Origin of the sequence: Actinoplanes sp. OR16 (assembly GCF_004001265.1) — a bacterium.
Taxonomy (GTDB): Bacteria; Actinomycetota; Actinomycetes; order Mycobacteriales; family Micromonosporaceae; genus Actinoplanes.
In genome coordinates this window covers 5843872-5855970 of sequence record NZ_AP019371.1, presented here as the reverse complement: position 1 = coordinate 5855970, position 12099 = coordinate 5843872, and the positions used below count along the sequence as shown (strand labels likewise).

Sequence of the window (12099 nt, the reverse complement as noted above, 5' to 3'; positions counted from 1 at the left end):
TCAACGCCGGGCGTCCAGGACGTCCTGGTAGTGCTGATTGCGCATGACGCCGAGGATGTTGCCGAACGGGTCGAGCACGGAAGCCGTCACGTACCCGGTCCCTCGCTCGGTGGGTTTGTCGTGCTCGGAGGCGCCCAGCGAAAGAAGCCGCTGGTAGGCCGCCTCGACGTCGTCGACCGCCCAGTAGATGATCGCGCCGGACGCCTGCCCGCCGCTCACCGGATGCGGGGCGAAGGCGCTCTTCAGCACGCCGAACTCGTGCTGGTAGTCGCCGACCCGCCATTCCAGGTAGGCGCCGCCCTTGTCGAAGTAGGGCTCGATCTCGAAGACCGACGTGTACCACGAGCGGGCGGCGTCCAGGTCGTCGGCGAAGAAGGTGACGGTGGTGAATCCGCGAAGTGCAGTCATGCCACTCATCCTGCGGGGTTAAGTGCTCACCTTCTGAGCACTTAAAATATCGGGATGCGCGCCGACCGTCTCGTAGCCGCCCTGCTGCTCATGCAGGCGCGCGGCCGGATCACCGCCGCCGAACTCGCGACCGAGTTGGAGGTCTCGGTCGCCACCGCCCGCCGCGACCTGGAGGCGCTGTCCACCGCCGGCATCCCGGTCTATCCGCAGCCCGGGCGGCACGGCGGCTGGCAGCTCGTCGGCGGCGCCCGCACCGATCTGAGCGGTCTCAGCTCGGCCGAGGCGCGGGCGCTGTTCCTGCTGGCCGGTCCGGCGTCGGCGGCCTCCGAGGAGGTGCGGGCGGCGATGCGCAAGCTGCTCCGGGCGCTGCCGGAGACCTACCGCGGCGAGGCTCAGGTGGCGGCCGGCGCGGTCGTCGTCGACCCGGCGGGCTGGGGTGAGAGCGTCCGCTCGCAGCCTCCCGAAGTGCGCGTACTCCAGGAGGCGGTGGTGCGGCGGCAGCGGGTGCGGTTCCGATACAAGGACGCCGAGCGGGAGGCCGACCCGTGGGGCCTGATCGACAAGGACGCCGTGTGGTACCTGCTGGCCGGCACCGATCGCGGCCAGCGCACCTTCCGGCTCGACCGGATCGGCGACCTCACCGTGACCGAGGAGACCTTCGACCGCCCGGACGACTTCACCCTGGCCACGGCGTGGGACCGGGTGGTCAGCGCGATCGAGGAACGCCGCTCCCGGACCTGGGCCGTCGTGCTGATCCCGGAACGCTTCCTCTGGGTGCTGCGCGACCACTTCGGACGCCACTGCCATCCGGGCGGGACCGAGGCCGACGGCCGGGTGCGGGTGCGGGTCGGCGCCCCGACGCCACGGGACATCGCGCAGACACTGGCCGGCTGGGGTTCGATCGCCGAGGTTCAAGAGCCTTCTTCGGTACGGGTGGAGCTCGCGCGAATCGGCTCGGAGCTGACTACGCTCTACCCCTGAAGGGCCGACCCGAGCCGCTCCAGTGCTTCACCGAAGTCCTCCGCCGGCAGGTGACCGAAACCGAGCCGGAAGACGCGATCGTCCTCGCGGAACCAGGAACCCGGCGCCACCCGCACCTCACGCGCCTCCAGCCGCTGGTAGAACGACGTGTCCGGCGCTCGCAGGCAGCACAGCGGGCCACCGTCCGGGACCACCATCTCGACGCCGTGCCGCGATGCCCATGACCGCAACTCGTCAAGCCGGTCACGGAGGAACTCCGCCCGCACCGCCAGGATCTCCGGCGCCCGCTCCAGGACCCGGGTCGCCAGGAACTCGTCCACGCCGGAGCAGGCGATCGTGGTGTTGAACTTCGCCTCGCGCAGCCGGTCGTACAGATCCGGATCGGTCACGGTCAGCCAGCCCAGTCGCAGGCCGGGAGCGCCGTGCGCCTTCGACACCGAGCCGCAGGTGACGACGCGTGACGACAGGCCGGCCGCGGAGGCGGGGACGGGTGCGTCGCCGTACGTCGAGAAGTGGTACGTCTCGTCGACCAGGATGACCGCTTGCGGAGCACGGGATCGCACGGCTTCGTCGAGTTCCCGCAGCTCCGCCGCAGTCAGGCGGACGCCGGCGGGATTCTGCGGGGACGCCAGCGAGACGAGCTTCGTACGCGGGCCGAGCACCTGGACGATCTCGCGCAGTGGCAGGCGGTAATGGGAGTCGAACTCCGCCCGTACGATATCGATCTCTGCTTTCAAAGCGGCCGGAACGGTCAGCGCCGGCGGGAAACACGGCGCCACCACGACCACGTGATCGCCCGGACCGCAGACCGCCTGGGCCAGCAGGAACATGGCCTCGACCGCTCCCACCGTGATCAGCACCTGCTCGGCGCCGACGCCGGAACCGGCCGCCACCAGGCCGCGCAGCCTCCCGTCACCGCGGGTCGTGCCGTAGCCGAGCGGCACCGCGGCGATCTCCTCCGGCGAGGCCAGCTCCCCCACCGTCAGCGGCGGGCAGGTGCTCTCGGCGAGGTCGTACCGGACATGTCCATCGATCAGCGAAGTCATCGGACTCGTGGCGAAAACGGTCATGTCCCCCATCGTCGTGTCGCCGGGGCTCGTGCGGCAGAGCCAATGCCGCTAGATTGGTCTGCCGATGGAGCCAATCGGGATCGTGGAGCGGCTGGGGCGGTGGTCGTCCGGGCGGGGTGCCCTGTATCTGCTGCTCGCGGCGCGGATCCGCACGATGATCGACGACGGCGAGCTGCCGGCGGGCGAACTGCTGCCACCGGACCGCGCACTGGCGGCGGCCCTCGCGGTGGGCCGGAGCACGGTGGTGGCCGCCTACGACCTGCTCGCCGGCGAGGGCCGGATCGTCCGCCGGCAGGGCAGCGGCACCCGGGTCGCCGGTCCCGCGTCCGGCACACCGCGCCCGACCACCGACGCGCCCGCGTTCCTCCACCTGCTCGAACCCCGCGACGGCGTCGTCATGCTGGCCTGCGCGGCGCCGGACGCACCCCCGGCCGAACTCGTCGAGGCGTACTCCCGCATCCTCCCCGACCTCGCCACCATCTCCGGGGACATCGGCTACCACCCCACCGGCCATCCCGCGCTGCGCCGGGCCATCGCTGATCGGTACCGGTCACGTGGCCTCCCCACCACCCCCGACCAGATCCTCGTGACGACCGGCGGTCAGCAGGCACTCACCCTCCTGGCCCGCACTCTCGTCCGCCCCGGCGACCGCGTCCTCGTCCAGGCGCCGACCTATTTCGGGGCCCTCGAAGCCTTCCGTTCCGAAGGCGCCGTCCTCGGCGTCTCCCCGGCCGCCGATGTGGCGCTGCGGTACGGCATCACCGCCTTCCACAACCCGACCGGCGCCGTGACGCCGGAGCCCGAACGTCATCGCGCGGCCTGGTCCGCGGCGCAGGCCGGCATCCCGCTGATCGACGACGAGGTGCTGACCGACCTGGGCTTCCCCGGCCACCCCTCACCGCCGCCGATGGCCGTCCACTCGGCGGACGTCATCACGATCGGCTCGCTCAGCAAGGTCGTCTGGGGTGGGCTGCGCGTCGGCTGGATACGGGCGTCGGGCGCTCTGGTCGCACGGCTGGCGCGGATGCGCACCGTCATGGATCTCGGAGGAAACGTCCCCGCACAACTCGCGGCGGCCGCCCTGCTCCCCGACCTGGACGCGCTCGCCGCGCGATCGGCCGCTCAGCGCCTGGCGCAGCACGACCACTTGCGGTCAGAGCTGCTCCGTCTGCTGCCGTCGTGGGAGGCCGCGCCGGTACCGGGAGGACAGACCCTCTGGGTACACATACCGCACGGCGACGGCCAATCCTTCGCCCAGGTGGCCCTCCGTCACGGCGTCGCGGTCCTGCCCGGCTCAGGCCTGGACCCGGCGGGTGGCAGTAGGGATCGCCTGAGAGTCCATTTCCTGGCGTCGTGTGGGGATTTGTCGGAGGCGGTTGTTCGGTTGGCAGCGGCATGGTCGGACTACGAGGCGAAACCGAGCCGGGACACGTTCCCACCGGTGATGGCTGTTTAGGGCGGTCCTCACGTGCAGGTCGCGTGGGTGTATCGGTGGCTTGCCGGTCCTCTCGATCACCAGCATGCCGAGCCTTCGCGCCTGTCCCTCGCCGCCTGGCCCCGCCCCCGCCCGCTCGCTCGGCTGTTCGCCCATTCGCTTGCCCACAGCTCGCTCGCTCGTTCGCTCGTTCGCTCGTTCGCTCGCCCACCACCCGCTCGGCCGCCCGCTCGTTCGCTCGTTCGCCCGCTCGCTCGCCCACCACCCGCTCGCCCGTTCGCTCGCCCACCACTCGCTCGGCCGCCCGCCCGCCCGTTCGCCCGTTCGCCCGTTCGCGCGTTCGCCCGTTCGCTCGTTCGTTCGCCAGCTCGCCCACCGCCCGCTCGCCCGTTCGCTCGCCCGCAAATCTTGAGCGACTTCACACCCCACCAGGTCAACGACCACCCAAGATCCGCGGGGGTGGGGCAGCACTGGGCGTCGCGGGGACCGCGTCTGGGCGACCGCATCGCGGGGCCGGCAACGCGGGGCCGCACCGCGGGGACAGCAACGCGGGGACAGCAACGCGGGGCCGCAACCCGGGGACAGCAACGCGGGGACAGCAACGCGGGCCGCAACGCGGGGACAGCAACGCGGGGACAGCAACGCGGGGCCGCAACCCGGGGCCACAAGGCGGGGACAGCACCACGGCGACAGCACCCGGGCGTGGCGGGCACGGCATCGGGCGTCGCGGGGAGGACGTCATCGGGAGTCGCGGCGGGGATGTCGCACGGGTTGCGGAATGGTCGCCGGCTACGGGCGGTAACAGCGATCTTGGAGGAACGCGGCTTTGTGGAGGGTTGCGGGTGCTCCAGGCCCCACCATCTTCCACCAATTCAACGCCGCCGGAGTGGATCCGTCACTGAGGGGTGGACTCTTCGAAGAGGAGCAGGGTCCGGGTGGTGACGACGCCGGGCATGCCCTGGATCTCGTCGAGGACCAGGTGGCGCAGCTCGGTGTTGTCGGCGACGCGGACCAGCAGGATCACGTCGAAGTCGCCGCCGACCAGGCCGATGTGCACGACGCCGGGCAGGGTGCGGAGACGGCCGAGGACTTCGCGCCAGTTCGCCTGCTGGAGGTTGAGCGTCACGTACGCCGCAGTGGTCAGCCCGGCCGCGACCGGGTCGACGTCGGCGTGGAAGCCGCGGATCACCCCGTCCTGCTGGAGGCGGGCGACGCGGGCGTAGGCGTTCGCCCGGGAGATGTGCAGTGTCTCGGCGAGGGTACGCATCGACATCCGCCCGTCGCGGGCCAGCTCGGCGCAGATGCGGCGGTCGGTGTCGTCGAGCATCGATGCCACCTGTCTCGCCGGGCGACTCCCCGAGCACGGGATCTTGGACGTTTTGCGCTGGGGGGACCCCCCGTTCTAAACAATATCTCGACTTTCTGTGGGGTCTGGTGTTCATTTGGCACCGGAATGAGAATCCGTGCATGACACGTGACGCAGCACACCTGCTGCCGTCCGCGGAGCCGGTGACCCTCATCGACCCGGACGGCCACCCCGTTCCGCAGGTCGGCCATTCGATGCCCGACCCTCAGGCCCTGGTGCGCGCCTACGCCGCGCTGATCACCGCACGCCGCTTCAACGACCAGGCGAACGCCCTGGTCCGGCAGGGGCGTCTCGCGGTCTACCCCTCGTCGCACGGGCAGGAGGCCTGCCAGGTCGCCTGCGTGCAGGTGCTCGGTGACGGCGACTGGCTGTTCCCCACCTACCGGGACACGGCCGCGATCGTGACCCGCGGCGTCGACCCGGTGCAGGCGCTGACGCTGCTGCGCGGCGACTGGCACAGCGGCTACGACCCACTGCAGACCCGGGTGGCGCCGCAGGCCACGCCGCTCGCCACCCATCTGCTGCACGCGGTCGGGGTGGCGCACGCGGCCCGGCTGCGCGGCGAGGACACCGTGGTGATGGCGGTCTGCGGGGACGGCGCGACGAGTGAGGGCGACTTCCACGAGGCACTGAACTTCGCGGCGGTCTTCCGTACGCCGGTGGTGTTCCTGGTGCAGAACAACGAGTACGCGATCTCCGTTCCGCTGGCCCGGCAGACCGCGGCACCGTCGCTGGCGCACAAGGGCATCGGGTACGGGGTGAAGGGCGAGCGTGTCGACGGCAACGACGTCGCCGCCCTGCTGCGTGTCCTCGGCGACGCCGTGGACCGGGCCCGCGCCGGTGAGGGGCCGCAGCTCGTGGAGGCGCACACCTACCGGGTGCAGGCGCACACGAACGCCGACGACCCTGGGCGTTATCGGTCAGAAGATGAGGTAGCTCCATGGCTGGGGCGTGATCCGCTCGTCAGGCTGGAGGCCTATCTGGGCATCACAAAGTTGATCAATGAAACCGACAGATCACGATTTGTCGAGCACGCAGAAGCGCTCGCCGCCCGCATGCGCGAGGGACTCGGCGAGGAACCCGTCGCCGACTACCGGGAGCTCTTCGCGTACGTCTACGCCGAACCCACCCCGCAACTCCGCGAACAGCAGTCGATGGTCGCCGACGAGATGGCCCGGGAGGGAACGGCATGACCGAGAAGCTGACCATGGCGAACGCCCTGAACCGGGCGCTGCGGGACGCCCTGCGCGCCGACGACACCGTGATGGTCTTCGGTGAGGACGTGGGGCCGCTCGGCGGCGTCTTCCGGATCACCGACGGGCTGACCGCCGAGTTCGGTGACCAGCGCTGCTTCGACACGCCACTGGCCGAGTCGGGCATCCTCGGCATGGCGATCGGGATGGCGATGAACGGCCTGCGCCCGGTCGTCGAGATGCAGTTCGACGCGTTCGCGTACCCGGCGTTCGAGCAGCTCGTCAGCCACGCCGCGAAGATGCGCAACCGCACCCGGGGCAAGGTCGGGGTGCCGCTGGTGATCCGGGTGCCGTACGCGGGCGGCGTCGGCGGCGTCGAGCACCACTGCGACTCGTCCGAGGCCTACTACGCGCACACGCCCGGCCTGCACGTGGTCGCCCCGGCCACCCCCGAGGACGCCTACGGGCTGTTGCGCCGGGCCATCGAGTCCCCGGACCCGGTCGTCTTCCTGGAGCCGAAGAAGCTCTACTTCTCCCGTGCCGAGGCCGACCTGTCGAAGCCGGTGCCGCCGATCGGCAGGGCCGTGGTCCGGCGGGAGGGCACCGATGCCACGCTGATCGCCTACGGTCCCGCCGTGCCGGTCGCGCTGGAGGCCGCCGAGGCCGCCGCGCAGGAGGGACGCAGCCTGCAGGTGGTGGATCTGCGCTCGATCGTGCCGTTCGACGACGAGACCGTGTGCGCGGCGGTCCGCTCGACCGGCCGGGCCGTGGTGATCGCCGAGGCGGCCGGGTTCGCGAGCGTGTCGTCCGAGGTGGTGGCGCGGGTGACCGAGCGCTGCTTCCATTCGCTCGCCGCGCCGATCCGCCGGGTCACCGGGTTCGACATCCCGTACCCGCCGCCGAAGCTGGAGCACGTCCAGCTCCCGTCGGTGGACCGCGTCCTGGACGTCGTCGACGAGCTGCAGTGGGAGTACGCATGAACACGTTCGTGCTGCCCGACCTCGGCGAAGGACTGACCGAGGCGGAGGTCGTGCGCTGGCTGGTCGCCGAGGGCGATGTGATCACGATCGATCAGCCGGTGGTCGAGGTGGAGACCGCGAAGGCGGTCGTCGAGGTGCCGTCCCCGCACGCCGGCCGGGTGGCGACGCGTCATGTACCGGAGGGCGCGACGCTCGACGTGGGCGCGCCGCTGATCACGGTGGCCGCACTGGACTCCTACACCGAGGAGGAGCGGGCCGGTTCGGGCAACGTCCTCATCGGGTACGGGACCAGCCCCGGCACGGGGAGCACCCGCAAACGCCGCCCGCGCGAGTCCCCGATCCTCATGAGTGGGCCGTCCGGGGCGTCCAAAGTCGTCTCGCCGCTGGTTCGCAAGCTGGCGCGGGACCACGGCGTCGACCTGTCGTCGCTGATCGGAACCGGTCCGGGTGGCGTCATCACACGGAAGGACGTCGAAGCGGGGCGGTCCCGCGTACCGGAGAAGGCAGAGGGAACGGAGCGCAGGATTCCGCTGAGCGGGTTCCGGAAGGCCGTGTCCGCGGTGCTCACGCGCAGCCGGGCGGAGATCCCCGAGGCGACCGTCTGGGTGGATGTCGACTGCACCGGCCTGTGGGAGCTGCGGCAGCGCACCGGGCCCGGCCTGATGTCCTATCTGGCGCGATTCGTCGTGGCGGGGCTGCGGCAGTACCCGGTGCTCAACGCCCGGATCGACACCGAACGTCAGGAGATCGTCGAGCTAGACACGATCAATCTCGGACTCGCGGTCCAGACCGATCGGGGGCTCGTCGTCCCGGCCGTGATGGGCGCGCAGGCGATGACCACCACGATGCTCGATGCCGCGATCAGGGATGTGACGGCTCGCGCGCGGCGCAACGAGTCGACGCCGGCCGAGCTGACGGCGGGAACGTTCACGCTGAACAACTATGGCGCGCTCCGGGTCGACGGAAGTGCTGCGATCATCAATCATCCCCAGGTCGCGATGCTCGGCATTGGTCGGATCATTGATCGGGCGTGGGTCAAGGACGGGGCTTTGACCGTACGGAAGATCGCGCAGTTGTCCTTTGTCTTCGATCATCGGGTCTGTGACGGGGGCGTGGCCGCGGGGTTCATGCGCGTGGTGGCCGACGCGATCGAGGACCCGGCGTCGGCACTGGCGCAACTCTAATCGTTTCCGGACCCACTTCGGCTTATCGGGGTGGGTCCGGCACTTCGTGGCAAAAGCGGCGCTATCGTCAACGCGAGAACTATTCAATCCTTGGCGGTGACGATGCGCTTCCTCCGCACGCTCAAGATCGGTATGCGCCTCGGCGCCGCGTTCACCGGCGTCTGCCTCTGCATGATCCTCGCCATCGGCATCGGGCTCTGGGGTGAGCGGCGCGCCAAGGAGGCCACCCACGACCTCAGCGACGCCGAGGCCACCAGCAGCGCGGCGCTCGTCACGAAGTTCCGCACCGCCGACTTCAACGGCTGGCAGACCGGGTACGCCTTCGACGTCATCCGGGGCGTCGACAACGCCACCGACGACACCGTCGGGCAGCGCGCCTCCTTCCTCGCCTCCACCGCCGCCTTCCAGGACGACCTCGAAAACCTCAGATCTCTCGGTCTGACCGATGAGGAGTCGGCGCTGGCCTCCTCCGCCGAGAGCTCGTTCGAGGAGTTCATGGCGGTCGACGAGAAGATCATCGCCGGCTACCGCACCGGGACGCGGGCTTCCTACCGGGCCGCGAACGCGCTGGTCTCCGGTGAAGCCCTCACGCTGATGTCCGAGATCATCGCCTCGGTCGACGCGCTGGTGGAGAGCACCGACGGCCGGTCCGCCGCCGCGAAACTCGCCGCCGAGGACGCCGCCACGACCGCCGAGACCTTCATGATCGCCGCGGGGGCGCTCTGCCTGGTCTTCGCCTCCCTGGTCGCCGTCGTCGTGACCCGCAGCATCACCCGCCCGCTGGCCTCGACCGTCACCGCGCTCACGACCGTCGCGGCGAAGGATCTGACCGTGCGCGTGCCCGACGCCGGCCGCGACGAGCTCGCCTCGATGGGCCGCGCCATGAACAGCACCCTCGACGTGCTGCGCAGCGCGTTCACCACCATCGGCGAGAACAGCCGTACCCTCTCCGACGCCGCCACCGAGCTCACCGCCACCTCGGCCCGCATCGCCGGCGCCGCCGACTCCGCCTCCGGGCAGTCCGACATCATCGCCTCCTCGGCCGAAGAGGTGTCCCGCAGTGTGCAGACCGTCGCCGCCGGCACCGAGGAGATGAACGCGGCCATCCGCGAGATCGCCGACGGTGCCGGCCGGGCCGCCGGTGTGGCGTCGGCCGGCGTCGACAGCGTCCGCGCCGCCTCCGAGACGATCGCCCGCCTCGGCCGCTCCAGCGAGGAGATCAACGGGGTGGTCGCTCTGATCACCACGATCGCCGAACAGACCAACCTGCTCGCCCTCAACGCCACCATCGAAGCCGCCCGGGCCGGTGAACTGGGCAAGGGTTTCGCCGTCGTGGCCGGCGAGGTGAAGGACCTGGCACAGGCCACCTCGCGCGCCACCGTCGACATCGGCGACCGCGTCCAGGCCATCCAGGACGACACCGGCTCCGCGATCGCGGCCATCGACCGCATCGCCGAGATCATCAGTGAGGTCAACGAGCACTCGACGACGATCGCCGCCGCCGTCGAGGAGCAGACCGCCACGACGGCCGAGATGGGCCGCAACATCGCCGAGGCCGCCACCGGGTCCAGCGAGATCGCCGCGGGCATCACGGGTGTGGCGACGGCCAGCCAGGACACGGCCTCCGGCGTGGTCCAGTCCCGGCAGACGGCTGAGCAGCTGGCGGTCATGTCGCATGAGTTGCGCGACCTGGTCGGCCAGTTCCGCGCCTGAACCGGCTCGATCGTGCCGCGCCGGCTCCTCACCCGATGAGGATGATCCGCGGTTGACGGGTCGCTGGGAGGCTGGCGTTGCCATCGTCGCCGCCGGGAGTGGGCCGCATGAATCGTCTGGTGATTCCTTCCGTGCTGGTGATCCTCGCCGTGGCCGGGTGCGGTGGCGGGGACGGCGACGCCCGGGAGAAGGTGGCCGAGCGGCGGATCGCGAAGAGCACGGAAGCGCTCGCCGAGGCGCGGGCGAAGCTTGTCGCGCAGGTCGACGCGTTCTGCCGTACCGGCGGTTCCTATGTCACGGCGCTGGACCGGTACGGCGATCTCATCACGTCGACCGCGCCCACCGTCGCCGACGTGAAGGAGGCCGGCGCCGACCTCGCAGCCCCGAAGTCCGATGTGTCCGATGCCGTCGAGCAGTTCGGCGCCGCTCGCGACGAGGTGGCCGAGGCGGAGAAGGAACTGGCGTCGTTGCTGGCCGGGCAGTCCGCCGCCGCGTCGCCGTCACCGTCGCCGTCGGCTTCGGAACCGCTCGTCTCCCCCGCCACCGTGGACCGGGTCAAGCAGGCGGAGGCCGACTTCACGGCCACCCAGGAGGGGATCAGCGATCAGACGCCGCTGCGGGACGCGTCGGAGCGGTTCAACGCGGCGGTCGTCGCGCTGGAGATGTCGTGGGCGGGGCTGCTCTCCGAGGCGGGATGTCTCAGTGAGGACCAGCGGAGGCAGGCGCGCGACTACACCCTGGCCGTCCAGAAGTCGCTGGCCGAGGCGGGGTACTACGCCAAGGAGATCGACGGCGTCTACGGGCCGACGACCGTAGCGGCGGTGCAGGCCCTGCAGAAGGCGAACACCCTGCCCGAGACCGGGACCGTCGACAAGGCCACCGACGCGGCGCTGCAGGCCGAGTTGCGGGCCAAGGGCGGCGCCGCGGCGGACGAGGCCATCGCCACCACCTCCGCCGTGCAGCAGACGCTGAAACTGGCCGGGTTCTGGCCGGTCGAGGTCGACGGCGTCTGGACCGACGAGCTGACCGAGGCGCTGAAGACGTTCCAGGAATCCCTGAACGTCGAACCCACCGGAACCGTCGACGCCGCCACCATCGCCGCCGTCGAGAAGACGCTCGCCGAGAACGATCCGGCTGAGCAGGCGGCACCATCCGCCGGCGCTTCCGTCCCCGCGACGCCCCGGCGGTGACCCACTCCGCGGATCTTGGGTGATCGCTGACCGGCGGGGGTGCCACGTCGCTCGAGATCTGTTGACTCTCGACCTGGTCGAGGGGGCAGGCTCCGGCCCGCACCACGTGACCAGTGATTCGGAGGGACAGCGGTGACCGATACCGTGATGGACGGGGTTCGCAGGGCTCAGGAGATGAACGTCGGCGGGGACCCGGACGGCGCCCGCGCCCTCCTCGAACAGCTGTGGCCGAGGGCCGGCGACGCGATGCAGCGATGCTGGATCGCGCACTATCTGGCCGATCTCCAGGGTTCGGTCGAGCAGGAGCTGCGGTGGGACGAGATCGCGCTGGCGGCGTACCGGGAGATCGGCGACGGGGATCGGGCGTTCCTGCCGACGCTGCACCTCAACCTGGCGGACGTTCATCGCCGCGCCGGGCATGACGAACAGGCTCGCCGGCACCTCGGCGAGGCCGTCGCGGTGCTCGACGCGCTTCCGGACGACGACTACGGCGCCCTGATCCGGGGCGCTGCCGGCAAGGTGCGTGCGGCCCTGGGGACGACGGCGCCGTTGTCCCCGGCCTGAGAAGGGGCCGGGGAC

Annotated in this window: 11 protein-coding genes; 8 read left to right on the top strand and 3 right to left on the bottom strand. The window is 70.9% G+C overall.

All coding sequences use genetic code 11. The features are described 5' to 3' along the window. The gene (locus EP757_RS26720; protein ID WP_127550502.1) at nt 1–408 is read right to left on the bottom strand and encodes a VOC family protein; all 408 of its coding nucleotides are present in this window, start codon (nt 406–408) and stop codon (nt 1–3) included. 54 nt (nt 409–462) lie between these two features. On the opposite strand from EP757_RS26720, the gene EP757_RS26715 reads away from it, so the two are divergent. After that, nucleotides 463–1389 (top strand): YafY family protein, encoded by a 927-nt coding sequence (locus tag EP757_RS26715; RefSeq protein WP_127550500.1) that lies wholly within the window; start codon nt 463–465, stop codon nt 1387–1389. Here the strand turns inward: EP757_RS26715 and EP757_RS26710 are convergent. Continuing rightward, nucleotides 1380–2459: a pyridoxal phosphate-dependent aminotransferase gene (locus EP757_RS26710; protein ID WP_174262447.1), complete on the bottom strand. Its 1080-nt coding sequence runs from the start codon at nt 2457–2459 to the stop codon at nt 1380–1382. The genes EP757_RS26715 and EP757_RS26710 overlap by 10 nt on opposite strands. A 64-nt stretch (nt 2460–2523) precedes the next feature. Between EP757_RS26710 and EP757_RS26705 the strand changes: the two genes are divergently transcribed. Beyond that, complete coding sequence (locus tag EP757_RS26705) at nt 2524–3915, top strand: PLP-dependent aminotransferase family protein (protein ID WP_127550498.1); 1392 nt, start codon at nt 2524–2526, stop codon at nt 3913–3915. 874 nt (nt 3916–4789) lie between these two features. Here EP757_RS26705 and EP757_RS26695 read toward each other — a convergent pair. Then, a complete protein-coding gene (locus tag EP757_RS26695; RefSeq protein WP_127550496.1) occupies nt 4790–5221 on the bottom strand; it encodes an Lrp/AsnC family transcriptional regulator in 432 nt (143 codons plus the stop codon). 140 nt (nt 5222–5361) lie between these two features. Here EP757_RS26695 and EP757_RS26690 point away from each other — a divergent pair, with 140 nt between their 5' ends. The 6 genes from EP757_RS26690 (at nt 5362) to EP757_RS26665 (ending at nt 12084) form a co-directional block, all read left to right on the top strand. Continuing rightward, nucleotides 5362–6453 carry a thiamine pyrophosphate-dependent enzyme gene (locus tag EP757_RS26690; protein ID WP_127550494.1) on the top strand — a complete coding sequence of 364 codons (1092 nt, stop codon included), beginning with the start codon at nt 5362–5364 and terminating at the stop codon, nt 6451–6453. Continuing rightward, on the top strand, nt 6450–7433 hold the full coding sequence (locus tag EP757_RS26685) for an alpha-ketoacid dehydrogenase subunit beta (protein WP_127550492.1): 984 nt from the start codon (nt 6450–6452) through the stop codon (nt 7431–7433). The genes EP757_RS26690 and EP757_RS26685 overlap by 4 nt, the downstream gene beginning before the upstream one ends. Continuing rightward, the gene (locus EP757_RS26680) at nt 7430–8617 is read left to right on the top strand and encodes a dihydrolipoamide acetyltransferase family protein (protein WP_127550490.1); all 1188 of its coding nucleotides are present in this window, start codon (nt 7430–7432) and stop codon (nt 8615–8617) included. Before EP757_RS26685 ends, EP757_RS26680 begins: the two co-directional genes overlap by 4 nt. A 102-nt stretch (nt 8618–8719) precedes the next feature. Then, nucleotides 8720–10330 (top strand): methyl-accepting chemotaxis protein, encoded by a 1611-nt coding sequence (locus EP757_RS26675; RefSeq protein ID WP_127554457.1) that lies wholly within the window; start codon nt 8720–8722, stop codon nt 10328–10330. Between the two features lie 107 nt (nt 10331–10437). Next, nucleotides 10438–11520 (top strand): peptidoglycan-binding protein, encoded by a 1083-nt coding sequence (locus EP757_RS26670; protein WP_174262446.1) that lies wholly within the window; start codon nt 10438–10440, stop codon nt 11518–11520. A gap of 132 nt (nt 11521–11652) precedes the next feature. Then, nucleotides 11653–12084 carry a tetratricopeptide repeat protein gene (locus EP757_RS26665; RefSeq protein WP_127550488.1) on the top strand — a complete coding sequence of 144 codons (432 nt, stop codon included), beginning with the start codon at nt 11653–11655 and terminating at the stop codon, nt 12082–12084. Nucleotides 12085–12099 lie beyond the last annotated feature (15 nt).